Genomic DNA, 24,481 nt, shown 5'->3' with positions numbered 1-24,481 from the left:
CATGGCCATCCCCGTCGCTCTCGGCATGCCCGCCGCGCCCCCGCCCGTCCTGGCCCCGCGCCGGAAGACGCGGCAGCTGGACGTCGGCGGCGTGGGCGTCGGCAGCGACTCCCCGGTCAGCGTGCAGTCGATGACGACGACGAAGACCGCCGACGTCAACGCCACCCTGCAGCAGATCGCCGAGCTGACCGCCGCCGGCTGCCAGATCGTGCGGGTCGCCGTCCCCGACACCGACGACGCCGAGGCGCTGCCGGCGATCGCGAAGAAGTCGCAGATCCCGGTCATCGCCGACATCCACTTCCAGCCGCGGTACGTGTTCGCCGCGATCGACGCCGGCTGCGCCGCGGTGCGCGTCAACCCCGGCAACATCAAGAAGTTCGACGACCGGGTCGGCGAGATCGCGCGGGCGGCCAAGGACGCCGGCATCCCGATCCGCATCGGCGTCAACGCCGGCTCGCTCGACAAGCGGCTGCTGGCCAAGTACGGCAAGGCCACCCCCGAGGCGCTGGTCGAGTCGGCGCTGTGGGAGTGCTCGCTGTTCGAGGAGCACGACTTCCGCGACATCAAGATCTCGGTCAAGCACAACGACCCGGTGGTCATGGTGCGCGCCTACGAGCTGCTCGCCGCGCAGTGCGACTACCCGCTGCACCTCGGCGTCACCGAGGCCGGGCCCGCGTTCCAGGGGACGATCAAGTCCGCCGTCGCGTTCGGCGCGCTGCTGTCCCAGGGCATCGGCGACACCATCCGCGTCTCGCTCTCGGCGCCGCCGGTCGAGGAGGTCAAGGTCGGCACCCAGATCCTGGAGTCGCTGAACCTGCGCCAGCGCGGCCTGGAGATCGTCAGCTGCCCCTCGTGCGGTCGCGCGCAGGTCGACGTCTACAAGCTCGCGAACGAGGTGACCGCCGGCCTCGACGGGCTCGAGGTGCCGCTGCGGGTCGCCGTCATGGGCTGCGTCGTCAACGGCCCCGGCGAGGCCCGCGAGGCCGACCTCGGCGTCGCGTCGGGCAACGGCAAGGGGCAGATCTTCGTCAAGGGGCAGGTCGTCAAGACCGTCCCCGAGTCGCAGATCGTCGAGACGCTCATCGAGGAGGCCATGCGCATCGCCGGCGAGCAGGTCGACGCCGGCACGCCGTCCGGCCCGCCGGTCGTCACCGTCAGCTGACCCTCCCCGTCCGTCCTCCTGGGCCCGACCCGTGCTCCGCTCGCCGACCGCCCGCGTCCTCGACGAGACCGACGAGCCGGCCGTCCGCCGGCTGCTGGCCTCCGACCCGGTCGCGGCGTGCGTGCTGGCCGGGCGCGTGGAGGCGGCCGGGACCGCGCCGTCGACCCTCGGGGCGCCGCTGTGGGGGATCGGCGCCGGCCGCAGCCTCGACGCCGTCTGCCTGGCCGGGGCCAACCTCATCCCGTTCGCCGTGCCCGGCGCCGAGCGGGCCGCGGCCGAGGCGTTCGCCGAGCGCGCCCGCCGGGCCGGCCGACGCTGCTCGACGATCGTCGGGCCGGCCGCGGCCGTCGCCCCGCTGTGGGAGCTGCTCGAGCCCGCCTGGGGCCCGTGCCGCGACCACCGGCCCCGGCAGCCGCTCCTGGCCATCGACGGCCCGCCGGCGATCGCCCCCGAGCCGCGGGTCCGGCCGGTGCGCCCGCGCGAGGTCGACGTGCTGCTGCCCGCGGCGGTGGCCATGTTCACCGAGGAGGTCGGCGTCAGCCCGCTGCGGACCGACGGCGGGGTCGGCTACCGGGCGCGGGTCGAGGACCTCGTCCGCGCCGGCCAGTCGCTGGCCTGGATCGAGGACGGCCGGGTGCTGTTCAAGGCCGAGATCGGCGCGGTCTCGCGGGCGGCGTGCCAGGTGCAGGGCGTGTGGACCGCGCCGGAGGTGCGCGGCCGGGGCATCGGCGCCGCCGGGATGGCCGCCGTCGTCGAGTACGCGCGGACCATGATCGCCCCCGTGGTCAGCCTCTACGTCAACGACTACAACGCCCCCGCCCGTGCGGTGTACGACCGGGTCGGGTTCCGCGAGGTCGGCCGCTACGCCAGCGTCCTCTTCTAGGAGGGCCACCCTTCCCCCACGCCTCGTGAGCTCGGCGCGGGTCCCTGAAGGGTGGCCGTTCCAGCACGTCGCCACCGGAACGTCGGACCGTTCTGAGAGGCTGTGCCGTCGTGGCAGCACGACGCACGGCGGTCCTCGGCACGGTCCTCACCCTCCTCTCCGCACCGGCCCTCGCCGCCTGCTCCGGCAGCTCGGAGGACGACGTCCGCGCCGCCGCGCGGGCCTTCCTCGACGACTGGGCCGGGGGCGACACCGGCGCCGCGGCCGACGCCACCACCGACCCCGACGCCGCCACCGCGCTGCTCGGGCAGACCGCCACCGACCTGCCCGGGGCCACGCTCGACGCCGAGCTCGGCGACGTCGCCGTCCAGGACGGCACCGCCACCGCCGGCTGGACCGCCACCTGGGACCTGGCCGCGGCGCCCGACTGGACCTACGAGGCCACCCTCGAGCTGCGGGAGGGGGACGGCGACGGTGCGGACGCCTGGCGGGTGGTCGCCGAGCCCACGCTGGTACACCCCGAGCTGGGGGAGGGCCAGCGCCTGCAGCTGACCCGGTCGCTGCCCGAGCGTGCCGCGATCACCGACGCCGCCGGCCAGCCGCTGTTCACCCCGACCGAGGTCGTCAACGTCGGCGTCGACACCGGCCAGGTCGCCGACCTGCCGTCGCTGGCCGCGGCGCTGTCGTCGGCCACCGGCGTGCCCGCCGAGGAGATCACCGCCGACGTCCAGGCCGCCCCGGCCGGCCAGTTCGTCCCCGTCATCACCCTGCGGCGGCCGGACTTCGAGGCCATCCGCGCCCAGGTCTTCGACCTGCCCGGCGCGGTCTTCCCCACCGAGACGCGGCTGCTCGCGCCGTCGGCCCGGTTCGCCTCCGCGCTGCTCGGCCGGGTCGGGGCGGCCACGGCCGAGGTGCTCGAGGAGACCACCGGGGACGACGAGGCGGTGTACGCCGCGGGGGACCAGCTCGGCCTCTCCGGCCTGCAGCGCGCCTACCAGGAGCAGCTCACCGGCACCCCCGGCTTCACCGTCTCGGTGGTGAGCACCGACGAGTCCACCGGTGACGCCGGCCAGGAGGTCGGCGCCGTCGCCCCCGTCCCCGGTGAGCCGATCCGGACTCCGCTGGTCCGCGCGCTGCAGGACGCCGCCGACGGCGCCGTCGCCACCCAGCCGCTGGCGACCCACCTGGTCGTGGTCCGGCCCGGCACGGGCGAGGTGCTCGCCGTCTCCTCGAACGAGGCCGCGGCGGCCGGCAACGCCCTGACCGGCCAGTACCCGCCGGGCTCGAGCATGAAGACGATCACGGCGACCGCGCTCCTGTCCGCCGGCGCGCTGGCCCCGGACACCCCGGTCCCCTGCCCGGGGACGACGGTCGTCGAGGGCCGCGAGTTCGAGAACCAGGACCAGTTCGACCTCGGCACCGTGCCCTTCACCGAGGCCTTCGCCCAGTCCTGCAACACCACCTTCATCCAGGCCGGCCTGCAGCTGCCCGACGACGCCCTGGCCGCGGCGGCCGCCTCCTACGGGGTGGGCAGCGACTGGCAGCTGCCGGTCGACGTGTTCAGCGGCAGCGTCCCGGCCGACGCCACCGGCACCACGAAGGCCGCGGACGCGATCGGCCAGGGCCAGGTGCTCGTGAGCCCGGCGCAGATGGCGCTGGTGGTCGCGGGCGTGGCCAGCGGCACCCCGGCCGCCCCGGTCGAGGTGGTCGGCGCCGACCCGGCGGGCCCCGCACCGGCCGGCCCGGACCAGGCGGTGCTCGACCAGCTCCGGCCGATGATGCGCCAGGTCGTGCTGACCGGGACCGCACAGGCACTGGCCGACCGCGGTGAGGTCTACGGCAAGACCGGCACCGCCGAGTTCGGCAGCAACACCCCGCCGGACGCGCACGGCTGGTTCACCGGTTACCAGCTCGGCGGCCCGCAGGGCGACATCGCGTTCGCGGTGCTGGTCGAGGGCGGGCAGTCCAGCAGCGCCGCCGTCGCCGTCACCGACGCCTTCCTCGGCGCGCTGGGCTAGCCCTCGGGCAGGCCCGGCAGGGCCGTCGTGACCGGGGTGCGGCCGGCGGCGGCGCGCCAGGTCACGGCGCGCTCCTCGCCGGCGCCCAGGGAGTCGACGGCGAGCTGCCGCACCCCGGGCTCCTCCGCGGCGTCGAGCAGCGCCACCCAGGCCGCGGAGACGCCGTCCTCGAGCACGACCGCCAGGGCCGCGGCGTCGACCGGCGAGAGCACCGGGAAGGGCAGCTCGTAGCCGGCCTCGGCGGGTACCGGGTCGGCGTCGCGCTCGTCGAGCAGCTCCGCCAGGCGGTCGCGGGAGTCCCGGTGGGCCTGCTCGGCGTCGGCGGCGGGCGACCGGCCGTCGGCCGGCAGGGCGGCCCCGACGACGCCGTACCCCCACACCGCCGCGTGCTCGGCGGCCACCACCGCGCGCAGCGCGGTGTCCTCCGCGCTCCCGGCGGTCCCGTCCTCGGTCACTGCGGCCCCCTCACGCCAGCGCGGCGGCGTGCCCGCGCAGCCCCGCCGCGATCGACCCCAGCAGCGCGGCCCCGGCACCCGAGGCGTCCACGCAGGCGGCCGCGTGCGCGGCGGCCGCGGCGCCCACCTGCCCGCGCAGCCACGCGCGCAGGTCCCCGCCCGCGGGCGGGGCCGGCGGGGCGGACGACGACGGGGTCGCCCCCGGCGCCGCCGCGCGCAGCCGCGCCAGCTGCTCCTGCGCCTGCCCGGTCAGGTCGGCGATCGTCCCGCCGAACGCGGGGTCCGCGGCGACCGCCGCGTCGTAGGCGGCCACCACCGCCTCCTGGACGGCGACCTGGCGGGCCAGCCGGTCCTGCGCCGCCGTCTCCTGCGCCGTCTGCCCGGGGTCGCCGGAGGTGCAGCCGGCCAGCAGCAGCGCCAGCCCCGCCGTGCCCGCGAGCAGGCGGCGGCGCGGGAACCCGGCGGGGGCGGGGGAGACGGACATCGCCCGCCATCCTCCCAGGAGCCGCCCCGCCCGCCCGGACGGCTCCCGGGCGCGTCGGGACCCCGGGGAGGTCACCCGCCCGAGCGGCCGGGCCCCGGTCCCCGGTGGAGCGGTAGCCTGACGACTCCCCGGGTACGCCGCGGCCGGTGCCGCGCGAGCCCGCGCCACCGGGCGCGGCCCCGGACGGTGCGGTCCGCCGAGCACGAGCTCCGACCGGTTGCAGGAGGGAGGGAGCCCGTGTCCGCGAGGGGACGGCAGGACCCGGCCGCAGGGTCACGGCAGGACCCGGCCGCAGGGTCACGGCAGGACCCGGCCGCAGGGTCACGGCAGGACCCGGCCGCCACACGGCTGGCCGGCTGGATCGAGCCCGTGGTGGGTGCCGCCGGCTACGACCTCGAGGAGCTCGTGGTCACGCCCGCCGGCCGGCGCAGCGTCGTCCGCGTGGTCGTCGACCGGGACGAGGGCGTGTCCCTCGACGACGTCGCCGAGGTCAGCCGGGCGGTCTCGGCCGTCCTCGACGAGAACGACGGCGAGCTCGGCCGCGCCCCCTACGTGCTCGAGGTGACTAGCCCCGGCGTCGACCGGCCGCTCACCGAGCCGCGGCACTGGCGGCGCAACACCGGCCGGCTGGTCACCGTGACCGTCGGCCCGGCGGGGGCGGCCGAGCAGGTGACCGGCCGGGTCACCGCCGTCGACGACGAGGGCGTGACCCTCGCCGTCGAGCCGAAGGCCAGGCCCGGTGCCCGCAAGCGGCCGCCGACGCCCCGGCAGGTGCCCTGGGCCGAGCTCGGCTCCGGCCGGGTGCAGGTCGAGTTTGGCCGCCCGGGCAAGGACGACCCGGCGGACGACCCGGCGGACGACCCGGACGATGTGCGCGACGTGGACGACGACGAGGGCGACGACGACGGAGGAGGACAGTGAACATCGACGTGACCGCCCTCAAGGCGGTCGAGCGGGAGAAGGGCATCCCCGTCGACACGGTCATCGAGGCCCTCGAGACGGCGCTCGTGACCGCGTACCGCCACGCCGACGGCGCGGCCAAGCACGTGCGGGTGCACGTCGACCGCAGGACCGGTGAGGTCGCGGTGCTCGCGCAGGAGCTGGGCCCCGACGGCGAGGTCGTGCGCGAGTGGGACGACACCCCCAGCGACTTCGGCCGCATCGCGGCCAGCACCGCCAAGCAGGTCATCGTCCAGCGGCTGCGCGACGCCGAGCACGAGCAGACCTTCGGCGAGTACGCAGGCAAGGAGGGCGACATCGTCAGCGGCGTCGTCCAGGCCGACGCCCGTCGCAACGCCCAGGGCGCGGTCCTGGTCGACATCGGCAAGGTCGAGGCGGTCCTGCCCGCCGCCGAGCAGGTCCCCGGCGAGAGCTACCCGCACGGCAGCCGGCTGCGCGCCTACGTCGTCTCCGTGTCGCGCACCCACCGCGGCCCGCAGGTGACCGTCTCGCGCACCCACCCGAACCTGGTGCGCAAGTTGTTCGCCCTCGAGGTCCCCGAGATCGCCGACGGCAGCGTCGAGATCGTCGCCGTCGCCCGGGAGGCCGGGCACCGCTCGAAGATCGCCGTCCGCACCTCCGTGCCGGGGCTCAACGCCAAGGGCGCCTGCATCGGCCCGATGGGGCAGCGGGTGCGCAACGTCATGAGCGAGCTGCACGGCGAGAAGATCGACATCGTCGACTGGTCCGACGACCCGGCGACCTTCGTGGCCTCCGCGCTCAGCCCGGCCCGGGTGAGCAGCGCCACGCTGGTCGACCCGAAGGCCAAGGCGGTGCGCGTCGTCGTCCCGGACTTCCAGTTGTCGCTGGCCATCGGCAAGGAGGGGCAGAACGCCCGCCTCGCCGCCCGGCTCACCGGCTGCCGGATCGACATCCGCAGCGACGCCCGGCCCGACGACGCCACCCCCTCGCCCGGCGTGGGGCGCCCGCCGCTGCGCTCGGGCCCGCCGCCGGTCCGCGCCGGCACCCCGGGCGGGCGGCCGTCCCCCGGTGGGGGCGGGCTGCGGTCCGGTCCGCGGCGTCCGGAACAACGGGGTCCCGCAGCGCGCTAGAGTGACGGGTGGCCGAAACGTCGATCCCGGTGCGCACCTGTGTGGGCTGCCGGGAGCGCGCTCCGGTCACCGACCTGCTGCGTGTCGTCCACCGGTCCGGGACCCTCGTGCCCGATCCGCGACGGCGGCTCCCCGGCCGGGGCGCGTCCGTGCACCCCACCCCGGAGTGCCTCCACGCAGCGGAGCGACGCCGGGCCTTCTCCCGGGCACTGCGCCTCCCGCGCGGTGCCGCGGTGGAGGCCGGTCCGCTCCGGACCCACGTCCTCGGCGCCTCCGCGCCGGGGGACCGGGGCCCGGGACGGGCGACAGCGGACGAACGACAGACCGCACTTCCCACAGACGGACCGGCAACCGGCCGGTCCGCACGTCGAGAGCAGGACGTCGTCGGATGAGTCAGCCGTGAAGTCCCCACGATGACAAGCCAGACCATGCACTACTGACAACGAGGTCGCGCGGGCGAGCCGCCGGCCTCACAAGAGGAGATCCGTGCCAGGCAAAGCCCGCGTCCACGAACTCGCCAAGGAGTTCGGGGTCGACAGCAAGACCGTGCTCGCCAAGCTCAAGGAGCAGGGCGAGTTCGTGAAGTCCGCCTCCTCGACCGTCGAGGCCCCCGTGGCCCGGCGGCTCCGGGAGGCCCTCGGCGCGTCCACCGGCGGCAACGCCGGCGGCGGCAACGGCGGCGGTGCCCCCGCCCGTCCGGCCGCCCCGCGCCCGGCGGCGCCCTCGCCGGCCGCGTCGGCCCCCGCGCCGTCGCCCGCCCCGCGTGCGCCGCAGCCCCCCGCCGCCCCGTCCGCGCCCGCGCCGTCGGCCGGCCCGACGCCGGGTCCGCGGCCCGGTGCCCCGCGTCCGGGTGCGCCGACGCCCGGCCCGCGTCCGGCCGCGCCCCAGGCCCCGGCCGCCGGCGCGCCGACCCAGCAGCCGGCCGCGCCCCAGGCCCCGGCCGCCGGCGCGCCGACCCAGCAGCCGGCCGCGCCCTCGGGTCCGCGTCCGGCCGCGCCGGGCGCCCCGCGTCCGGGTGCGCCCGCGCCGCGTCCGGCCGGTGGCCCCGTCCCCGGTCCCGCGCGTCCGGGTGCCCCGCGCCCGGCGGCTCCCGGTGGGGCCCGTCCCGGCGGTGCCGCGCCCGGCGCCCCGGGTGCCGGCCCGCGTCCGGGCCCGCGTCCGGCCCCGCGGCCGGGCAACAACCCCTTCAGCAGCGCCCCGCGTCCGGGTCCGGCGGCGGGTGGCCCGCGTCCGGGCCCGGCGGCGGGTGGCCCGCGTCCGGGTCCCGGTGCCGGCGGTCCGCGCCCGGCACCCGGCGCCGGTGGTCCCCGACCCGGTGGCCCGCGTCCGGGTCCCGGTGCGGGTGGTCCGCGTCCCGCGGCCGGTCCGGGTGGTCCCCGGCCGAACCCGGGCATGATGCCGCCCCGGCCGAACCCGGGCATGATGCCGCCGCGTCCGGCCGGTGCCGGCCGTCCCGGCGGCCCCGGTGGTGCCGGTGGCCGCGGCCGTCCCGGTGGTCCCGGCGGCGGTGGCGGTGGCGGTTTCCGTCCCGGCGGCGGTGGCCCCGGTGCCGGTGCGCCGGCCGGCGGTGGCTTCCGCGGCGGCGGCGGCGGCGGTGGCCGCGGCCGTGGTCGTGGCGGCTCCGGTGCGGGCACCGCGGGTGCCTTCGGGCGTCCGGGTGGCCGCGGTCCGGTCCGCGGGCGCAAGAGCAAGAAGCAGCGGCGCCAGGAGTTCGACCAGATGGCGGCGCCCAGCATGGGCGGCGTCAGCCTGCCCCGCGGCAACGGGCAGACCGTCCGGCTGCCCCGCGGCGCCTCGCTGACCGACCTGGCCGAGCGCATCGGCGCCCAGCCGGCCGCGCTGGTGACCGCTCTGTTCCACCTGGGCGAGATGGTCACCGCGACGCAGTCGGTGAACGAGGACACGCTGCAGCTGCTCGGTGCCGAGATCGGCTGGAACATCGAGGTCGTCAGCCCGGAGGACGAGGACCGCGAGCTCCTCGAGACCTTCGACCTGACCTTCGGTGACGAGGGCGACGAGGAGGACTGGGAGACCCGTCCGCCGGTCGTCACGGTCATGGGTCACGTCGACCACGGCAAGACGAAGCTGCTCGACGCCGTCCGCAACACCAACGTGGTGGCGCGGGAGGCCGGCGGCATCACCCAGCACATCGGCGCGTACCAGATCGCCACCGAGCTGGACGGCCAGGAGCGGGCGATCACCTTCATCGACACCCCGGGTCACGAGTCGTTCACCGCGATGCGTGCCCGTGGCGCGAAGGTCACCGACATCGTCGTCCTGGTGGTCGCCGCCGACGACGGCGTCATGCCGCAGACGGTCGAGGCGCTCAACCACGCCCAGGCCGCCGAGGTGCCGATCGTGGTCGCGGTGAACAAGGTGGACAAGGAGGGGGCCAACCCCGCCAAGATCCGCCAGCAGCTCACCGAGTACGGGCTGGTGGCCGAGGAGTACGGCGGCGACACGATGTTCGTCGACGTCTCGGCGGTCACCCGGCAGGGTCTGGACGACCTGCTGGCGGCGATCCTGCTCACCGCGGACGCCGCGCTCGACCTGCGCGCCAACACCGAGATGGACGCCCAGGGCGTCGTCATCGACGCCAAGCTCGACCGTGGCCGTGGCCCCGTCGCCACGGTGCTGGTCCAGCGCGGCACCCTGCGGGTCGGTGACTCGCTGGTCGCCGGTGACGCCTTCGGCCGCGTGCGGTCGCTGCTCGACGAGCACGGCGCGAAGCTCAAGGAGGCCACGCCGGCCCGCCCGGTCCAGGTCGTCGGTCTCACCTCGGTGCCGCGTGCCGGTGACACCTTCCTCGTCGTCGAGGAGGACCGGGTCGCCCGGCAGATCGCCGACCGGCGGCAGGCCCGCATCCGCAACGCGCAGAACGCCTCGATGCGCAAGCGGATCAGCCTCGAGGACCTCGACGCCGCGCTGAAGGAGAACCGCCAGCTCAACCTGATCATCAAGGGCGACAACTCGGGCACCGTCGAGGCGCTCGAGGACGCGCTCATGAAGATCGAGGTGAGCGACGACGTCTCGCTGCGGGTCATCCACCGCGGCGTCGGCGCGATCAGCAAGAGCGACATCGACCTGGCGCTGGCCGACGACGTCATCGTCATCGGCTTCAACGTCCGGGCCGAGGGCCAGGCCACCGAGCTCGCCAACCGCGAGGGCGTCGACGTCCGGTACTACTCGGTCCTCTACTCGGCGATCGAGGAGATCGAAGCGGCCCTCAAGGGCATGCTCAAGCCGGAGTTCGAGGAGGTCGAGCTCGGCACGGCGGAGATCCGCGAGGTCTTCCGGGTGCCGCGCATCGGCAACGTCGCGGGCTCGATCGTCCGCAGCGGCACGATCACCCGGAACTCGAAGGCCCGGGTCATCCGCGACGGTGTGGTGATCGCCGACAACCTGACGGTCGAGTCGCTGCGCCGCTTCAAGGACGACGTCACCGAGGTCCGCGAGGGCTACGAGTGCGGTATCGGCCTGGGGTCGTTCAACGACGTCAAGGTCGAGGACGTCATCGAGACCTTCGAGGTCCGCGAGAAGCCGCGCGACTGACGAAGGACCCCCTCGCCCCCCACCACTCGCAGGCTCGTGGCGGGGCCCTGCGAGGGGGCCACACCGGCACGTGATCGACGTCGTCAGGCACCAGGGAGGCGGTGAGCGTGTTCACCGGCACGCTCACCGCCGACCTGCTGCTGGGCGACGTCCACTCGCTCAAGGGCAAGCGCGCCGTGGTCCGGCCCATCGTGGCCGAGCTGCGGCGCCGCTTCGCCGTGGCCGCGGCCGAGGTGGGCGACGTCGACCTGCACCGCCGCGTGCAGGTCGGCGTCGCCACCGTCGCGGGGGACGCCGGCCAGGTGACCGACGTCCTCGACGCCTGCGAGCGGTTGCTGGCCGAGCGGCCGGAGGTGACGCTGCTGTCGACGCACCGGCAGCTGTTCTCCGACACCGACGCCTGATGAAGGACCCCCTCGCCCCGCACCCCTCGCAGGCTCGGGGCGGGCCCCTGCGAGGGGGCCGCCCACTGTCCACCGGCGTCCTCGACGCCCCGACCCCCGGAGGTCCGCCGTGGCCGACCCCGCCCGCGCCCGCAAGCTCGCGGTGCGCATCCGACAGATCGTCTCCGCCGCGATCGAGTCCCAGATCAAGGACCCCCGGCTGGGCATGGTCACCGTGACCGACGCGCGGGTGACCAGCGACCTGCGCGAGGCCACCGTCTTCTACACCGTCTACGGCGACGCCACCGCCGTCGCGGACTCCGCCAAGGCGCTCGCCTCGGCCACCGGGGTGCTGCGCTCGACCGTGGGCCGGCAGACCGGCATCAAGTTCGTGCCGACGCTGGCCTTCGTCGCCGACCACGTGCCCGACACCGCGCGCGAGCTCGACGAGGCCCTCGAGCGGGTCCGGCACGCCGACGCCGAGCTCGCCCGCCTGCGCGAGCACGCCACCTACGCCGGCGAGGCCGACCCCTACCGGCACCCGGAGGAGGACGACGAGACCTCCGATGCCGACGTCAGCACGTCCCCCGAGCACAGGAGTGCCTCGTGAGTGAGAACGACCCGGACCCGTACCTCCCCGGGGAGGGGCAGGGCCGCTCGGAGCTCGGCGGGCGGGCCGAGCCGAACGCCGGCGACCCCACCGACGGCGGCCGCGAGGGCCAGATCGGGGCGGTGCCCTCCATCGCGGAGGACGAGCCCGACGACGGCGGCCCGCCGCTGCCGCCCGGGGGCGGGCTGGTGACCGAGGACCGCAACGCACCCCCGGTGGCCGATCCCGGCCCCGACGCCTGACCCGTGACCGCACCGACCGCCGGGGTGCCCCTGCGCACCCCGGCCGCCGTGCTGGCCGCGGCCGCCGACACCGGCGCCACCGTCGTGCTCAGCGGGCACGTGCAGCCCGACGCCGACGCGCTGGGCAGCACCCTGGCCCTCGCCGAGGGGCTGCGCCGCCGCGGCGCCCGGGTGACCGCCACGTTCCCCGGCCGCCCCGTGCTGCCGGACTCGCTCGGCTGGCTGCCCGGGACCGAGGGCCTGGTGCCCTCGACCGCCGTCCCCGCGTCCCCGGACGTCTTCGTCAGCCTCGACGCCGCCTCGCCCGCCCGCCTGGGCGAGCTGGCCGCGCTGCTCGGCGACGCCGGCACCTCCGTCGTCGTCGACCACCACGCGAGCAACCCCGGCTTCGGGGACGTGCGGCTGGTCGACCCGGCCGCCCCGGCGACCGTCGTCCTCGTCGCCGGCCTGCTCGACGAGCTCGGGGTCGCCCTCGACGCCGGCCTGGCCACGGTGTTGTACGCCGGCCTGGCCGCCGACACCGGCTCCTTCCGCTTCAGCAGCACCCGGCCGGACACCCACGTGCTGGCCGCCCGGCTGCTGTCCACCGGCATCGACCACGCGGCCATCAGCCAGCGGCTGTTCGACACCGCCCCGTTCGGCTGGCTGCGGCTGCTGTCGGCGGTGACCGGGCGGGCGGTGCTCGAGCCCGGCGTCGGCGCCGGGCTGGTGTGGACCTGGTCGAGCACCGCGGAGGCGGCCGAGCACGGCCTGCCCGGCGAGCAGCTCGAGGCGCTGGTCGACGTCGTCCGGTCGACCGCCGAGGCCGACGTCGCCTGCGTGCTCAAGGGGCAGGACGACGGCTCGTGGGCGGTGTCGCTGCGCTCGCGCGGCGGCACCGACGTCGCCCGTGTCGCGATGGCGCTGGGCGGGGGCGGGCACCGGGCCGCGGCGGGCTTCACCTCGCACCTGGACCGCGAGGCGACGATGGCGGCGATCCGTGCCCTGGTGTCGTCCGCGACGACGGCGCGGTGACGGAGCGGGCGCCGTCCGTCCTGGGGCTGGCCGTCCCGGCGCTGGTCGTGCTGGCCGCCGAGCCGCTGTACCTGCTGGTCGACACCGCGGTCGTCGGCAACCTGGGCACCGTCCCCCTGGGCGGGCTCGCCGTCGGCGGCGGGCTGCTGGCCTGGGCGGCCGCGCTGCTCAACTTCCTCGCCTACGGCACCACCGCCCGCGCCGCCCGCCGCGCCGGGGCCGGGGACCGTGCGGGGGCGGTCGCCGAGGGCGTGCAGGCCACCTGGCTGGCGCTGCTGCTCGGCGCCGCCGTCGTCGTGCTCTTCCAGTTCCTGGCCGGCCCGCTGACCCGCGCCCTGGCCGGCGGGCCCGGAGAGGTGGCCGCGGCGGGGGAGCAGTGGCTGCGGATCGCCGGCTGCGGCGCGCCGCTGCTGCTGGTGTCCCTGGCCGGCAACGGCTGGCTGCGCGGCGTGCAGGACCTGCGCCGGCCGGTGCGCTTCGTACTCGCCGGCAGCCTGCTGAGCCTGGTGCTCTGCCCGCTGCTGGTGCACCCGGCCGGCCTCGGGCTGCCCGGCTCCGCGGTGGCCAACCTCGTCGGCCAGTCGCTCACCGCGGCGCTGTTCGTGCGGGCGCTGCTGCGCGAGGGCGCCGACTGGCGGTTCCGGCCGGCCGCCGTGCGGGCCCAGCTGGTCCTCGGCCGCGACCTGCTGCTGCGCGCCACCGTGCTGCAGCTGGCCTTCCTGGTCGCCGCCGGGGTCGCCGCGCGCGCCGGGCAGGCGCAGCTCGGCGCCCACCAGATCGCGCTGCAGCTGTTCCTCTTCCTCGCGCTGGTCCTCGACGCCTACGCCATCGCCGCGCAGACGCTGGTCGGCCACGCGCTCGGTGCCGGCCGGCCCGTCGAGGCCCGCGCCACCGCCCGCCGGGTCACCCTGTGGGGCCTGGGCACCGGCGTGCTGGTCGCCGTCGCGCTGCTGGCCGGCCGCGACCTGCTCGTGCCGCTGTTCAGCGGCGACCCCGCCGTCCGGGAGCAGGCGGAGCTGGTCTGGTGGTTCCTCGCCGGGTTCCAGCCGCTGGCCGGGGTCGTCTTCGCCCTCGACGGCGTGCTCATGGGGGCGGGCGACGTCGCCTACCTGCGCACGGTCACCGTCGGCGCCGCGCTGGTCGGCTTCCTGCCGCTGTCGCTGCTGTCGGGGCCGCTGGGCTGGGGGCTGGCCGGTGTCTGGACCGGGCTCACGGCGTTCATCGCGCTGCGGCTGGTCGCGGTGCTCGCCCGGGTGGCGGGGGACAGGTGGCTCACCGCGCCTGCGACGGTGGGGGCGTGAGCTCACCCCACGACGACGCTCCGCCGGCGCTCCACGTCTCCGCGGGGACCCCGGCATGAGCCGCCGCCGCGCCGCCGACGCCGACGTCACCCCCGGGATCCTGCTGGTCGACAAGCCCGGCGGGATGACCTCGCACGACGTCGTCGCCCGGGCCCGGCGGGTGCTGTCGGTCCGCCGGGTCGGCCACGCCGGCACCCTCGACCCGATGGCCACCGGCCTGCTCGTGCTCGGTGTCGGGTCGGCGACCCGGCTGCTGGGCCACCTGGGCGGCTCGGACAAGGTCTACGACGCCACGATCCGCCTCGGGCAGACCACCGTGACCGACGACCGCGAGGGCGAGGTCCTCACCACCACCCCCGCCGGGCACCTCGACGACGACGCGATCCGCGCGGCGCTGGCCGCCCAGACCGGCCCGCTGCTGCAGGTGCCCTCGTCGGTCAGCGCGGTGAAGGTCGGCGGCCGCCGCTCCTACGACCGCGTCCGGGCCGGCGAGGAGGTCGTGCTCGAGCCCCGCCCGGTCACCGTGCACCGCATCGACGTGCACCGCGTCGACCGGACCGGGCCCGGCCTGGTCGACGTCGAGGTGACCGTGTCCTGCTCCGCCGGGACGTACGTCCGCGCCATCGCCCGCGACGCCGGGGCCGCGCTCGGCGTCGGCGGGCACCTCACCGCGCTGCGCCGCACCGCCTCCGGCCCGTTCACCACCGCGCAGGCCGCCCCGGTCGAGGAGGCCGCGGCCGCGCTCGCCGCCGGGGGCGGGCCGGGGACGCTGACCCTCCCCGAGGCCGCGACGGCGATCTACCCCGAGCGGCGGCTCACCGACGACGAGGCCCGCGCCCTCGGGTACGGCCAGCGGGTCGCGGCGACCGGGCGGCCGGGGCTCAGCGCTGCCGTCGACCCGGCGGGCCGGCTGGTCGCGCTCGTCGAGGACGCCGGGTCCACCGCCCGGGTCGCCGTCGGCTTCCCCGGGTGAAGGTCCGGAACGGCTCCCGTGCAGGGGCCCTCCGCCTGCGCGTGCGAGGCCTGGGGGGCACGGGGTCCTCCGTCTAGTCCCGGACGAGCTTGCCGATCAGCGAGTCGTCCAGGTGGTCGAGGAGGTCGGCGGGGTCGTCGTACACCTCGTCGGCGCCGGCGTCCTCCAGCTCGGCGCGGGAGATGCCGCCGCAGGTCAGCGCGATGCACGGCAGCCCGGCGTCGCGCGCGGACCGCACGTCCCAGACGGTGTCCCCGACGACGACGGTGCGCGCGGCGTCCAGGCCGTGCTGGTCGACGGCGGTCTGTAACAGGTCCGGCGCCGGCTTGGCCGCCTCGACGTCGGCCGAGGAGGTGGCCCCGTCGACGACGTCGTCGCCGCCGATGGCCGGCACCATCCACTCCAGGTCCGAGTCCTTGCCGCTGGTGGCCAGCACCACGGCCAGCTCCCGCTCCCGGCACGCGGCCAGCAGCTCGTCGACGCGCGGGAAGGCGGTCACCAGCTCGCGCAGCGGCTCGTAGCGGCGGGTCTTGGCGTCGGACACCTCGTCGGCGTCGTCGGCGTCGTCACCGAGGAGGTGGGTGACCAGCTCCTCGCTGGCGATGCCGATCGCCCGGTGGCAGTCGGCCATCGACACCTCGGGGTGCCCGGTGTCGCGGAACGCCTGCCACCAGGCGAGGACCTGCAGGTAGTTCGTGTCGAGCAGGGTGCCGTCGACGTCGAACAGCACGCCGGGCCGCGGAGCCGGGGTCATCGGGCCATCCTGGCCCGGCCCGCGGGAGGGCGCAGGGGATTGACGGTCCCCGCGGGCGGGAAGGGGGCTGCCATGAGCGTCGTCAAGATCAACGCCATCACCGTGCCGCCGCACATGCAGGAGCGCTTCGAGGAGCGCTTCCGCGGCCGCGCCGGCGCCGTGGAGAAGACCCCGGGCTTCGAGTGGTTCGAGCTGCTGCGGCCGCTGGAGGGCACCGACCAGTACCTCGTCTACACCCGGTGGGAGAGCGAGGAGGCCTACCGCTCCTGGGAGGACGGGCAGGACTTCGCCCGCGCCCACGAGGGCGGGGGCGACGAGCTCGCCCCGGCGGCCAGCGACTCGCAGCACCTGTGGTCCTACGAGGTCGTCGAGAGCTCGGCGCCGGACCGGCCCTGACCCGCGCGGGCGACGGCGGCGGTCGGCTCCGGGCCGCCGCCGGGCCCGGGGCTACTGTGAGCGGAGGGGCGGCCCCGACGCCGCCCCGGCCGCAGACGGAGCACGCGCAGGTGGGAGCCATGACCGACACGCTCGCCGACAGCAGGACCACGCCCCGGGTCTTCACCGAGGGCGTGCCGGTGACCGTGGAGGACGTGACCCGCCGCCCGGCCGCCGAGCGCCGGGCGGTGCTCGCCGACCCCGGCTTCGGCCGGCACTTCACCGACTCGATGTTCGTGGCCCGCTGGACCGCCGGCCGCGGCTGGCACGACGCCCGGCTCACCGCGTACGCGCCGCTGCAGGTGGACCCGGCCACCGCCGCGCTGCACTACGCGCAGTCGATCTTCGAGGGCCTCAAGGCCTACGCCCAGCCCGACGGCAGCGTCGCGACCTTCCGGCCCGAGGCCAACGCGGCCCGCTTCGCCCGGAGCGCCCGCCGGCTGGCGATGCCGCCGGTGCCCGAGGAGGCGTTCATCGCCGCCGTCGACGCGCTCGTCGACGCCGACCGCGACTGGGTGCCCACCGGCCCCGACCAGACGCTGTACCTCCGGCCCTACCAGCTGGCCACCGAGCCCTTCCTCGGCGTGCGGCCGGCCAACGAGTACCTGTTCCTCGTCATCGCCAGCCCGGCCGGCGCGTACTTCCCGCGCGGCGTGCACCCGGTGAGCGTCTACCTGTCCGAGGACTACATCCGGGCCGCGCCCGGCGGCACCGGCGACGTCAAGTGCGCCGGCAACTACGCCGCCAGCCTGCTGGCCCAGGAGCAGGCCATCGCCGCCGGCTGCGACCAGGTCGTCTGGCTCGACGCGCTGGAGAAGCGCTACGTCGAGGAGATGGGCGGGATGAACCTGTTCTTCGTCCTCGGCTCCGGCGACGACGCCGAGCTGGTCACCCCCGAGCTCACCGGCACGCTGCTGCCCGGCATCACCCGCGAGTCGCTGGTCACCGTGGCCCGCGACCGCGGCATGCGGGTGACCGAGCGCCGGTTCAGCGTCGACGAGTGGCGCTCCGGCGTGGCCGACGGCACGGTCACCGAGACCTTCGCCTGCGGCACCGCCGCGGTCATCACCCCGGTCGGCGAGGTGAAGGCGCGCACCGGCGACTTCACCGTCGGCGACGGGACGCCGGGGCCGGTGACCATGGGCCTGCGCGAGCACCTGCTCGACATCCAGCACGGCCGGGTGCCCGACACCCACGGCTGGCTGCACCGGGTCGCCTGAGCGACCCGGCGGCGACACGGGGGAGCGGGCGGGTGCGGCACTGGCGTGGGCTGGCCGACGTCCCGGCCGACCTGGGCCGGACGGTGGTCACCGTCGGCATGTACGACGGCGTCCACCGCGGCCACCAGCAGCTGATCGGCACCGCCGTCGCCCGCGCGCGGGCGCTGCACCGGCCGTGCGTGCTGGTCACCTTCGACCCGCACCCGACCGAGGTCGTGCGCCCCGGCTCGCACCCGGCGATCCTCACCTCCCTGGACCGCAAGGCCGAGCTGGTCGCCGGGCTCGGCGTCGACGCGATGTGCGTCATCCCGTTCACGCCCGAGTTCAGCCGGCTCACCCCCGAGGAGTTCGCCCACGGCGTGCTCGTCGAGGACCTGCACGCCGCGGCGGTCGTCGTCGGCGAGAACTTCACCTACGGGCACAGGGCCGCCGGGAACGTCACCACGCTGACCCAGGAGGGCCGCCGGTTCGGCTTCGCCGTCGAGGGGATCCCGCTGGCCGGCGACGCCTCCGCCGACGGCGAGGTGACGATCTCCTCGACCTACATCCGCGCCTGCGTCGCCGCCGGGGACATGGAGAGCGCGGCGCGGGCGCTGGGCCGCCCGCACCGGGTCGACGGCGTCGTCGTCCGCGGCGACCGGCGCGGCCGGGAGCTCGGCTACCCGACGGCGAACGTCGAGTGCCCGCCGTACACCGCGATCCCCGCCGACGGCGTCTACGCCGGCTCCCTGGTCACCCGCGACCCCGCCGGGCGCACGCTCGACAGCCGCCCCGCCGCGGTCTCGGTGGGCACCAACCCCACCTTCCAGGGCTCCCGGCGCACCGTGGAGGCCCACGTCCTCGACTTCGCCGGCGATCTCTACGGCGAGCACGTCGGCGTCGAGTTCGTCTCCCGGCTGCGCCCGATGACCGCCTTCGCCGGGGTCGACGACCTGGTGACGGCCATGGCCGCCGACGTCGTCCGCACCCGCGCCGTCCTGGGGCTGCCCCCCGCCGGGTGATCACCGCGGCGGGCCCCCGCCGGCGCGCTGGTAGCCTCGCAGGTGTCGGGCCCAGCCCGACGTGTGTGCACCCCTGCCCCCGTGACCCAGACCGGGGGCCACACCCGACCTGGCCAGGAGGCCCGCCCATGGCGCTCGACAGCGCGACGAAGCAGCAGATCATGACCGAGTACGCGACGGTCGAGAAGGACACGGGCTCGCCCGAGGTCCAGGTCGCGATGCTCACCCGCCGGATCAGCGACCTGACCGAGCACCTCAAGCAGCACAAGCACGACCACCACAGCCGGCGCGGCCTGCTGCTGCTGGTCGGCCGCCGTCGCCGGCTGCTGAACTACCTGGCGAAGACCGACATCAGCCGCTACCGCTCGCTCATCGAGCGGCTCGGTCTGCGCCGCTGACCCAGAGGGGACCGTCCCGCCCGGGACGGTCCCCTCTCTCGTGGGGCACCCGCCCCACGGGACCCCCGGCGCCCCGCCCGTGCACCCCGACGCCGGCCGGTCCTCGGTGGTGGCCCCCGGGAATGCCCCTCCACGGGAGGGGGAACGACCCCCGTGGGCTTCGATCGAAGACCGGTCACCCGGGAGCAGTCCGGCACAGGACGCCACGAAGAGGACGTCGCCGCATGCGACGTAGGAAGAGGACGACGTGTCCGCACCCACCACCCAGGGCAGCATCGCTGCCGAGTACGACCCCGAGGACGGGGTCACCACCGCCACCGCGGTCATCGACAACGGCAGCCACGGCAGCCGCAGCATCACCTTCGAGACCGGGCGGCTGGCCAAGCAGGCCGCCGGCTCGGTCGTCGTCAGCATGGGGGACACCATGCTGCTGTCGGCCACCACGGCCAGCAGGCAGCCCAAGGAGCACTTCGACTTCTTCCCGCTGACGGTCGACGTCGAGGAGCGGATGTACGCCGCCGGGCGCATCCCCGGCTCGTTCTTCCGCCGCGAGGGCCGCCCCAGCGAGGACGCGATCCTCACCTGCCGGCTCATCGACCGGCCGCTGCGGCCGACCTTCGCCAAGGGCCTGCGCAACGAGGTCCAGGTCGTCATCACCGTGCTGTCGCTGGACCCGGCGCACCTCTACGACGTGCTCGCCATCAACGGCGCGTCGGCGTCCACCCAGCTGTCGGGCCTGCCGTTCTCCGGCCCGGTCGGCGGCACCCGCGTCGCCCTGGTGGGCGGCCAGTGGATCGGCTTCCCCACGCACGCCGAGCTCGAGGACGCCGTCTTCGACATGGTCGTGGCCGGCCGCGTGCTCCCCGACGGCGACGTCGCGATCATGATGGTCGAGGCCGAGGCCACCGAGAAGACGATCGAGCTGGTCCGCGGCGGCGCCACCGCGCCGACCGAGGAGGTCGTCGCCCAGGGCCTCGAGGCCGCCAAGCCCTTCATCAAGGCGCTGTGCGAGGCGCAGACGGCGCTGGCCGAGAAGGCCGCCAAGCCGGTCGCGGAGTTCCCGCGCTTCCTGGACTACCAGGACGACGTGTACGCCGCCGTCGAGTCCGCCGCCCTCGAGCGGCTGACCGAGGCGCAGGCCATCGCCGGCAAGCAGGAGCGCAACGACGCCACCGACGCGCTCAAGGACGAGGTCGCCACCTCGCTGGCCGAGCAGTTCGCCGGCCGCGAGAAGGAGGTGTCGGCCGCCTTTCGCGCCGTCACCAAGAAGGTCGTCCGGCAGCGCATCCTGCGCGACAAGGTCCGCATCGACGGCCGCGGCGTCACCGACATCCGGCCGCTGTCGGCCGAGGTCGAGGTCGTCCCGCGGGTGCACGGCTCGGCGCTGTTCGAGCGCGGCGAGACCCAGATCCTGGGCGTCACCACGCTGAACATGCTCCGCATGGAGCAGCAGCTCGACACGCTCTCGCCCGAGACGCGCAAGCGCTACATGCACAACTACAACTTCCCGCCGTACTCCACCGGCGAGACCGGCCGCGTGGGCTCACCCAAGCGCCGCGAGATCGGCCACGGCGCGCTCGCCGAGCGCGCCCTGCTGCCGGTGCTGCCCGACCGCGAGGAGTTCCCCTACGCGATCCGGCAGGTGTCCGAGGCGCTGGGCTCCAACGGCTCGACGTCGATGGGCTCGGTCTGCGCCTCGACCCTGTCGCTGCTCAACGCCGGTGTGCCGCTGCGCGCCCCGGTCGCCGGCATCGCCATGGGCCTGGTCTCCGACGAGGTCGACGGCAAGACCGCGTACGTCGCGCTGACCGACATCCTCGGCGCCGAGGACGCCTTCGGCGACATGGACTTCAAGGTCGCCGGCACCAAGGACTTCGTCACGGCCCTGCAGCTGGACACCAAGCTCGACGGCATCCCGTCCGACGTGCTCGCCCAGGCGCTGACCCAGGCCCGCGCCGCCCGTCTGCACATCCTCGACGTGATGAACGAGGCCATCGACGGCCCCGACGAGATGAGCCCCTACGCCCCGCGCGTGACCACGGTGCGCATCCCGGTCGACAAGATCGGCGCGGTCATCGGCCCCAAGGGCCAGATGATCAACTCGATCCAGGACGAGACCGGCGCCGAGATCACCATCGAGGACGACGGCACGATCTACGTCGGCGCCTCCGACGGCCCCTCGGCCCAGGCCGCGGTCGACCGCATCAACGCGATCGCCAACCCGCAGATGCCGAAGGTCGGGGAGCGCTTCCTCGGCACCGTCGTCAAGACGACGCCGTTCGGCGCCTTCGTCTCGCTGCTGCCGGGCAAGGACGGCCTGGTGCACATCAGCAAGCTGGGCGGCGGCAAGCGGATCGGCAAGGTCGAGGACGTCGTGAACGTCGGCGACAAGCTGCAGGTCGAGATCACCGACATCGACGCCCGCGGCAAGATCAGCCTGGTCCCGGTGGCCGCCGAGGGCGAGGGTGCCGCCGCCGGCGACGGCGCGGCCCCGGCCGACGCCCCCGCTCCCGCGGAGGCCTGACACGGTCGCCGAACCGGCGCCGACCGGGGCCGGGGCCGGCGTGGGGTCCACCGACCTCACGTCCGCCCCGGCCCCGGTCGGTGTCACCCGCGTCATCGACGTCGACGAGGTCGGCGGCCGGGTCGAGCGCACGGTGCTGCCCGGCGGGCTGCGCGTGCTCACCGAGACGATGCCCGGCGTCCACTCGGCCACCCTCGGCATCTGGGTGGGCGTCGGCTCCCGGGACGAGACCGACCGGGTCGCCGGCGCCTCGCACTTCCTCGAGCACCTTCTGTTCAAGGGCACCCGCAGCCGCAGCGCCCTGGAGATCGCGACGGCGATGGACGCCGTCGGCGGTGAGATGAACGCCTTCACCGCCAAGGAGCACACCTGCTACTACGCCAACGTGCTCGCCAGCGACCTCCCGCTGGCGGTCACGCTGCTCGGCGACCTGGTGACCGAGGCGCTCAACACCGCCGAGGACCTGGAGTCCGAGCGGACGGTGGTGCTCGAGGAGATCGCCATGCGCGACGACGAGCCCTCCGACCTGGTGCACGACCTGTTCGCCGAGACGCTGTTCGGCGGCACCCCGCTGGGCCGATCGGTGCTCGGCACCGTCGAGTCGATCGAGGGGCTGACCCGCGACGACGTCGACGGCTGGTACCGCTCGCGCTACTCCGTCCCCTCGATGGTGGTCACCGCCGCCGGCCGGGTGGACCACCAGCAGGTGGTCGACCTGGTGACGGCCGTCTTCGGCGACCGGCTGTCCGGTACGGCGTCCCCGGCGCCGCTGCGCCGCGGCGAGGAACTGGTCCCCGGCCGCCCCGCGCGGCCCGCCGGGCTGGTCAGCCGGAAGACCGAGCAGACGCACCTGCTGCTGGGCAGCCTCGCGCTCAGCCGCTTCGACGAGCGGCGCTACGCCGCCGCGGTCCTGGAGACGGCGGTCGGCGGCGGGATGAGCTCGCGGCTGTTCCAGGAGATCCGGGAGAAGCGCGGACTGGTCTACAGCGTCGGGTCGGCGCTGACCTCCTACGCCGGCACCGGCGCGTTCTCCGTCTACGCCGGCTGCGCCAAGAAGCGGGTGCCCGAGGTGCTGCGCCTGGTGCGCGAGGAGCTGGCCCGGGTGGCCGCCGAGGGGCTCACCTCCGAGGAGGTGGCCCGCGGCCGCGGTCAGCTGCGCGGCGGGACGGTGCTCGGCCTCGAGGACACCGGTTCGCGGATGAGCCGGCTGGGCAAGAGCGAGCTGTCGTACGGGGAGTACGTCCCGGTGCGCGAGGTGCTCGACCGGATCGCCGCGGTCGACGAGGGTCAGGTGCGCGCGGTCGCCGCGGACCTGCTGGGCCGGGAGACCTGCCTCGCCGTCGTCGGCCCCTACCGGGAGTCCGACCTCGACCGGCTCTGACCCCGCCCAGTCCGACCCCGGAGACCGATGACCGACCCGAGTCCCTCCCCGGCGTTCCGCGTGCACGGTGCGCTGTCCCGCGGCGCCTTCGCGGTGACGGTGCTCGTCTCGCTCGCCGTGCTGTTCGCGCCGGCCTCCGACGTCCCCGCCGCCCCGCCGGGCGTGGACACGCTCGTCCACCTCGCGCTGTTCCTGGCGCTGGCGCTCGCCGGCCGGTGGGCGGGGACGCGGCCGGGACCGCTGGCGGTGCTCCTGCTCGCCTACGGCGCGGTCAGCGAGGTCGTCCAGGCGGTGACGCCGCTGCAGCGCTCGGGCTCGGTCCTCGACTGGCTCGCCGACGCCGCCGGCGTCGCGCTCGGCCTGCTGCTGTGGGCGGTGGGGGAGCACCGGGCCGCCCGGGTGACCGGTGCGGAGGCCGTCTTGCATCGGGACGGGCCGCCGGGAAGCCTGACCCGGTGACCACGAGCACCCCCGCACCCGACCAGCAGGCGACCGGCGCGACCACGGGCGAGCCGCCCCGGATCTCGGTCGGTGTGCTCGGCGCCCGGGGCCGGATGGGCACCGAGGTGGTGAAGGCGGTCAACGCCGCCGACGACCTCGAGCTCGTCGCGATGGTCGACGAGGGGGACTGGCTGTTCAACGTCGCCGACGCCGGCGCGCAGGTGGTCGTCGACTTCACCCGCCCGGACGTCGTCATGGACAACATCCGGTTCTGCATCGACCAGAACATCCACTGCGTCGTCGGGACGACGGGCTTCGACGAGCAGAAGCTGGCGACGGTCGCCGAGTGGCTGGAGCCCAAGCCCGAGGTGGGCGTGGTCATCGCCCCCAACTTCGGCATCGGCGCGGTGCTGCTCATGCGCTTCGCCCAGGAGGCCGCGCGCTTCTTCCCCTCCACGGAGATCGTCGAGCTGCACCACCCGAACAAGGTCGACGCCCCGTCGGGCACCGCCGTCCGCACCGCGCGCCTCGTGGCCGCCGCACGCCGGGCGGCCGGGCTGCCGGCGTCGCCGGACGCGACCACCGACTCGCTGCCCGGCGCCCGCGGTGCCGACGTCGAGGGCATCCCGGTGCACGCGGTGCGGCTCACCGGCCTCGTCGCGCACCAGGAGGTCCTCATGGGTGCGGCGGGGGAGACCCTGACGCTGCGGCACGACTCCTTCGACCGCGCGTCCTTCATGCCCGGCGTCCTGCTCGCCGTCCGCGAGATCGGCGCCCGGCCGGGGCTGACCGTGGGGATCGAGACCTTCCTCGGTCTCTGACCGCCCCGTGACGGGGTGTGACCGAGACCCCGTGTGCACGCCCGCCAGGAGTCGTGTACTGTTCCCTTCGCGCCGGACGAGCCCGCGAGGGCCACGGAGGAGCACCCGAGCGGTGCAGGACTCCGGAGCCGGCGTAGAGTAGGACGAGCAGCCACCGAGGAAGCCCGAGAGGGTCGAGTTGGTGTGCGTCCGCTCCTTGAGAACTCAACAGCGTGCCGAAAGTCAGTGCCAAGTATTACCCCGTTCCGGGCCTGGTGCCCGGATGGGATTCCTTTGGTTGATGACATCGAGAGTGCTAGCTCTCGGTTCTCGGCCAGCGATTGAATGCATCTACGGAGAGTTTGATCCTGGCTCAGGACGAACGCTGGCGGCGTGCTT

At 75.6% G+C, this 24,481-nt stretch carries 24 protein-coding genes and 1 pseudogene; 22 read left to right on the top strand and 3 right to left on the bottom strand.

Translation table 11 applies throughout. The annotated features are described in order from the left end of the window. Nucleotide 1: 1 nt before the first annotated feature. The 3 genes from ispG to ACI8AB_RS12560 all read left to right on the top strand — a co-directional run bounded on the left by ispG (nt 2) and on the right by ACI8AB_RS12560 (nt 4,063). On the top strand, nt 2–1,162 hold the full coding sequence (gene ispG / locus ACI8AB_RS12570; protein WP_456950393.1) for a flavodoxin-dependent (E)-4-hydroxy-3-methylbut-2-enyl-diphosphate synthase: 1,161 nt from the start codon (nt 2–4) through the stop codon (nt 1,160–1,162). A 31-nt stretch (nt 1,163–1,193) separates the two neighbouring features. Then, on the top strand, nt 1,194–2,045 hold the full coding sequence (locus ACI8AB_RS12565) for a GNAT family N-acetyltransferase (RefSeq protein ID WP_456950392.1): 852 nt from the start codon (nt 1,194–1,196) through the stop codon (nt 2,043–2,045). A 110-nt stretch (nt 2,046–2,155) separates the two neighbouring features. After that, nucleotides 2,156–4,063, top strand: a complete 1,908-nt coding sequence (locus ACI8AB_RS12560; RefSeq protein ID WP_456950391.1) for a penicillin-binding transpeptidase domain-containing protein — start codon at nt 2,156–2,158, stop codon at nt 4,061–4,063. On the opposite strand, the gene ACI8AB_RS12555 is transcribed toward ACI8AB_RS12560, so the two are convergent. Both ACI8AB_RS12555 and ACI8AB_RS12550 read right to left on the bottom strand, forming a co-directional pair. Next, nucleotides 4,060–4,518: a ferritin-like domain-containing protein gene (locus tag ACI8AB_RS12555; protein ID WP_456950390.1), complete on the bottom strand. Its 459-nt coding sequence runs from the start codon at nt 4,516–4,518 to the stop codon at nt 4,060–4,062. The genes ACI8AB_RS12560 and ACI8AB_RS12555 overlap by 4 nt on opposite strands. Nucleotides 4,519–4,528: 10 nt before the next feature. Continuing rightward, nucleotides 4,529–5,002, bottom strand: coding sequence for a hypothetical protein (locus ACI8AB_RS12550; protein WP_456950389.1), 474 nt, complete (start codon nt 5,000–5,002; stop codon nt 4,529–4,531). Between the two features lie 369 nt (nt 5,003–5,371). Here ACI8AB_RS12550 and rimP point away from each other — a divergent pair, with 369 nt between their 5' ends. The 11 genes and pseudogenes from rimP (at nt 5,372) to truB (ending at nt 15,128) form a co-directional block, all read left to right on the top strand. Beyond that, the gene (rimP, locus tag ACI8AB_RS12545; protein WP_456950388.1) at nt 5,372–5,923 is read left to right on the top strand and encodes a ribosome maturation factor RimP; all 552 of its coding nucleotides are present in this window, start codon (nt 5,372–5,374) and stop codon (nt 5,921–5,923) included. Beyond that, a complete protein-coding gene (gene nusA / locus ACI8AB_RS12540; RefSeq protein ID WP_387994480.1) occupies nt 5,920–7,053 on the top strand; it encodes a transcription termination factor NusA in 1,134 nt (377 codons plus the stop codon). The genes rimP and nusA overlap by 4 nt, the downstream gene beginning before the upstream one ends. Nucleotides 7,054–7,061: 8 nt before the next feature. Continuing rightward, a complete protein-coding gene (locus ACI8AB_RS12535) occupies nt 7,062–7,445 on the top strand; it encodes a YlxR family protein (RefSeq protein WP_456950387.1) in 384 nt (127 codons plus the stop codon). A 94-nt stretch (nt 7,446–7,539) separates the two neighbouring features. Beyond that, a pseudogene (locus tag ACI8AB_RS12530) lies at nt 7,540–7,686 on the top strand (translation initiation factor IF-2 N-terminal domain-containing protein); the annotation flags it as partial. A gap of 1,086 nt (nt 7,687–8,772) precedes the next feature. Next, on the top strand, nt 8,773–10,605 hold the full coding sequence (infB, locus tag ACI8AB_RS12525; RefSeq protein ID WP_387994282.1) for a translation initiation factor IF-2: 1,833 nt from the start codon (nt 8,773–8,775) through the stop codon (nt 10,603–10,605). Nucleotides 10,606–10,706: 101 nt separating this feature from the next. Further along, nucleotides 10,707–11,009, top strand: a complete 303-nt coding sequence (locus ACI8AB_RS12520) for a DUF503 domain-containing protein (RefSeq protein WP_456903791.1) — start codon at nt 10,707–10,709, stop codon at nt 11,007–11,009. A gap of 109 nt (nt 11,010–11,118) precedes the next feature. Next, entirely contained in the window at nt 11,119–11,598 is a 480-nt protein-coding gene (rbfA, locus tag ACI8AB_RS12515; RefSeq protein WP_456950386.1) for a 30S ribosome-binding factor RbfA, read from the top strand. Next, nucleotides 11,595–11,840, top strand: a complete 246-nt coding sequence (locus tag ACI8AB_RS12510; protein WP_456950385.1) for a hypothetical protein — start codon at nt 11,595–11,597, stop codon at nt 11,838–11,840. Before rbfA ends, ACI8AB_RS12510 begins: the two co-directional genes overlap by 4 nt. A gap of 3 nt (nt 11,841–11,843) precedes the next feature. Further along, nucleotides 11,844–12,854 carry a DHH family phosphoesterase gene (locus ACI8AB_RS12505; RefSeq protein ID WP_456903787.1) on the top strand — a complete coding sequence of 337 codons (1,011 nt, stop codon included), beginning with the start codon at nt 11,844–11,846 and terminating at the stop codon, nt 12,852–12,854. Continuing rightward, complete coding sequence (locus tag ACI8AB_RS12500) at nt 12,851–14,155, top strand: MATE family efflux transporter (RefSeq protein WP_456950384.1); 1,305 nt, start codon at nt 12,851–12,853, stop codon at nt 14,153–14,155. Before ACI8AB_RS12505 ends, ACI8AB_RS12500 begins: the two co-directional genes overlap by 4 nt. Before the next feature lie 55 nt (nt 14,156–14,210). Then, complete coding sequence (gene truB / locus ACI8AB_RS12495) at nt 14,211–15,128, top strand: tRNA pseudouridine(55) synthase TruB (protein WP_456903784.1); 918 nt, start codon at nt 14,211–14,213, stop codon at nt 15,126–15,128. A 73-nt stretch (nt 15,129–15,201) separates the two neighbouring features. Here the strand turns inward: truB and ACI8AB_RS12490 are convergent, their stop codons facing one another. Beyond that, nucleotides 15,202–15,882, bottom strand: a complete 681-nt coding sequence (locus tag ACI8AB_RS12490) for an HAD family hydrolase (RefSeq protein ID WP_456950383.1) — start codon at nt 15,880–15,882, stop codon at nt 15,202–15,204. Between the two features lie 72 nt (nt 15,883–15,954). Here ACI8AB_RS12490 and ACI8AB_RS12485 point away from each other — a divergent pair, with 72 nt between their 5' ends. The 8 genes from ACI8AB_RS12485 to dapB all read left to right on the top strand — a co-directional run bounded on the left by ACI8AB_RS12485 (nt 15,955) and on the right by dapB (nt 24,103). Continuing rightward, nucleotides 15,955–16,278: an antibiotic biosynthesis monooxygenase family protein gene (locus ACI8AB_RS12485; RefSeq protein WP_387994305.1), complete on the top strand. Its 324-nt coding sequence runs from the start codon at nt 15,955–15,957 to the stop codon at nt 16,276–16,278. Nucleotides 16,279–16,397: 119 nt separating this feature from the next. Further along, the gene (locus ACI8AB_RS12480; RefSeq protein ID WP_387994308.1) at nt 16,398–17,537 is read left to right on the top strand and encodes a branched-chain amino acid aminotransferase; all 1,140 of its coding nucleotides are present in this window, start codon (nt 16,398–16,400) and stop codon (nt 17,535–17,537) included. A 32-nt stretch (nt 17,538–17,569) separates the two neighbouring features. Then, nucleotides 17,570–18,538 carry a bifunctional riboflavin kinase/FAD synthetase gene (locus ACI8AB_RS12475; RefSeq protein ID WP_456950382.1) on the top strand — a complete coding sequence of 323 codons (969 nt, stop codon included), beginning with the start codon at nt 17,570–17,572 and terminating at the stop codon, nt 18,536–18,538. A gap of 128 nt (nt 18,539–18,666) precedes the next feature. Next, nucleotides 18,667–18,936 (top strand): 30S ribosomal protein S15, encoded by a 270-nt coding sequence (rpsO, locus tag ACI8AB_RS12470; protein WP_012949947.1) that lies wholly within the window; start codon nt 18,667–18,669, stop codon nt 18,934–18,936. 247 nt (nt 18,937–19,183) lie between these two features. Continuing rightward, on the top strand, nt 19,184–21,460 hold the full coding sequence (locus ACI8AB_RS12465; protein WP_456950381.1) for a polyribonucleotide nucleotidyltransferase: 2,277 nt from the start codon (nt 19,184–19,186) through the stop codon (nt 21,458–21,460). A 40-nt stretch (nt 21,461–21,500) separates the two neighbouring features. Next, nucleotides 21,501–22,841, top strand: a complete 1,341-nt coding sequence (locus ACI8AB_RS12460) for a M16 family metallopeptidase (RefSeq protein WP_456950380.1) — start codon at nt 21,501–21,503, stop codon at nt 22,839–22,841. Nucleotides 22,842–22,868: 27 nt separating this feature from the next. Beyond that, entirely contained in the window at nt 22,869–23,300 is a 432-nt protein-coding gene (locus ACI8AB_RS12455; RefSeq protein WP_456950379.1) for a VanZ family protein, read from the top strand. Then, nucleotides 23,297–24,103, top strand: a complete 807-nt coding sequence (dapB, locus tag ACI8AB_RS12450; RefSeq protein ID WP_456950378.1) for a 4-hydroxy-tetrahydrodipicolinate reductase — start codon at nt 23,297–23,299, stop codon at nt 24,101–24,103. The genes ACI8AB_RS12455 and dapB overlap by 4 nt, the downstream gene beginning before the upstream one ends. The last annotated feature ends 378 nt before the right edge of the window (nt 24,104–24,481 follow it).

This window comes from Geodermatophilus sp. SYSU D00698 (assembly GCF_054050335.1).
This window is presented reverse-complemented; position numbering and strand designations above follow the sequence as displayed.